3 protein-coding genes are annotated in these 2040 nt (G+C 76.0%); all 3 read right to left on the bottom strand.

The annotated features are described in order from the left end of the window. Positions 1-473 (bottom strand): PH domain-containing protein (locus tag CWIS_RS12450; protein ID WP_053071707.1); only part of this gene is annotated, 473 nt, incomplete at its 3' end. A 45-nt stretch (positions 474-518) separates the two neighbouring features. Then, positions 519-1007 carry a DUF3180 domain-containing protein gene (locus CWIS_RS12445; RefSeq protein ID WP_048343630.1) on the bottom strand — a complete coding sequence of 163 codons (489 nt, stop codon included), beginning with the start codon at positions 1005-1007 and terminating at the stop codon, positions 519-521. Continuing rightward, positions 1007-2040, bottom strand: a 1034-nt coding sequence (gene folK / locus CWIS_RS18095; RefSeq protein WP_048343629.1) for a 2-amino-4-hydroxy-6-hydroxymethyldihydropteridine diphosphokinase, incomplete at its 5' end; no start/stop codon positions are given. The genes folK and CWIS_RS12445, both read right to left, overlap by 1 nt.

The following is a 2040-nucleotide window of genomic DNA, read 5'->3' as shown; positions in this document are numbered from 1 at the left end:
AGGCCGTCGATCGACGCGCTCGTCACGGGCGACGCGGTGTGCAGCTGCACCGAGGCGATGCGGAACCGGCGCGCGAACGGCCCCGCGCTGACGTCCACGTACTGCATGCGGCCGTACGGCACGACGACGAGCGAGCGGAACATGATGCCGCGCCGGATCAGCAGGTCGTCGTCGCGCTCGGCGTACGCCATGGCGCGCACCTGCCGCGGGACGAGCAGTGCACCCCAGAGGGCGAGCAGCGCGACGACGCCCGCGGGGATCCACAGCCACACGGCCTTGGTCGCGAGCGCGAGGCCGACGAGCAGCAGCACGACCGGGCCGAGCACCAGGGCGATCGACGTGAGCCGCGCGGAGGCCAGGCGTGGCGAGACCGGCGTCCACGTCACGCCGTGCGGCTCGAAGGGCAGGCTCGCGCTCGTCGGCGCTGCCGCGTCGGGGGCCTGGCTGGGCGCAGGAGTCGGTTCGGAGGTCACACCGTCATCCTTCCATCGTCGTCCCGCACACCCTGCCGCCGGACCTCAGCCGGCCGTGGGTTGCGGCGACGTCGTCGACTCGGCCTTCTCGTCGTCCTGCGGCGGCGGGACGCGGCAGAACCACTCGACGACGAGCCCGACCGCCGCGAGCACCAGCGCGCCGACGGTCGCGATGCCCGCCGCGACCGCGCGCCCGCCGTTGCCGTGCGTCGCGAGGTCGGTCACCAGCACGACCGTCTGACCGCCGTACCACCCGGCGAGGAGCGCACCCGTGTAGCACGACGCCTTCGCGAGCACGGCCGTGCGCGCCGCCCGGATCGGGTCGAGCGTGGGCCGCTTGCCGCGCAGGAACTGCCGCACCGCCCAGCCCATCGAGAACACGACGCACGCGATGAGCACCTCGACCGCCGCGACGAGCCACGGCACCTGCGGGGGAAGCCCGCCGCGACCCGCGAGCACGGAGAACCCGAGCCACGTGACGGCCGCGACCCCGACCGCGAGGAGCGTGAGCGTCTGCCAACGCGTGCGCTGCATCAGGACTCCGGCGGCGAGGGATGCCCCTGGGCGTCGTGCTCGGCGTGCTCGTCCCACTGCGCGGCGGGGACCGGTGCGGTCAGCCAGTCGAGCGCGAGCCAGCGCAGGCCCTCGCGGTCCGGCGCGGTCGCGGCCAGCGCGGCCACCGGACCGCCGCCCAGGCCCGGCAGCACCGCCGACGGGTCCACCTGCGCCCACGGCTGCAGCACGAACGCGCGCTCGTGCGCGCGCGGGTGCGGCAGCTCGAGGTCGTCCGTCACCGCGAGCACCGAGCCGTACACGACGATGTCCACGTCGAGCGTGCGCGGCCCCCAGTGCTCGAGCCGCTCGCGCCCGTGCCGCTGCTCGACCGCCTGCGTCGCGCGCAGCAGCTCGCGCGGCGAGAGCGTGGTGCGGACCAGCACGACCGCGTTGAGGAAGTCCGGCTGCTCCGGACCGCCCACCGGAGCCGTGCGAGCGAGCGGGGACACGTCGACCACGTCGATGCCCGGCGTGCGGTCGAGGTCACCCACCGCCGTGCGCAGCGTCTCCTGCGCGTTGCCCAGGTTCGCCCCCAGCGCGAGCACCGCGCCGACGGGTCCGGGGGGCACCTCGTCGAGCCGGTCGGTGACGATCTCGCCGTCGACGACGCGCTCGTCGTCCTGCTCGGGCGCCGCGAAGGCGGCGACGTGCGTCGCGTCGTCCGGCTCGAACGGGAGCGACGAGACGACCTGTGTCTCGTCGGCGCCGAACGGCGGTGCGGACATCACCTGCGTCTCGTCGGCCGCGAACGGCGTCGCGGCCATGACCTGCGTCGCGTCCGCGGCGTGCACGTGCGCCTCGTCGCCGGACGGCCCGCCGGTCACGACGTCGCCCGGCGGCGGCAGCGGGACGAGCGGCGGGGTCATGGCCGCCGCACCCAGGGGTCCGACGAGCGACGCGGCCGTCGGGTCGACGAGCGGCGCGGGGACAGGGGCGCCGGCGAATCCTGCTGCGGCGGGGAGACCCACAGGCGTCGCGCCGGGCACGGCGGCCGGGGCGCCCGTGGGTGCCG

Source organism: Cellulomonas sp. A375-1 (assembly GCF_001040865.1).
Classification (GTDB): Bacteria; Actinomycetota; Actinomycetes; order Actinomycetales; family Cellulomonadaceae; genus Cellulomonas; species Cellulomonas gelida.
This window is presented reverse-complemented; position numbering and strand designations above follow the sequence as displayed.

Bases quoted from the DNA above. Each gene is read 5' to 3' on its own strand.
- CWIS_RS12445 (WP_048343630.1), bottom strand. From the start codon at position 1,007: ATGCAGCGCACGCGTTGGCAGACGCTCACGCTCCTCGCGGTCGGGGTC.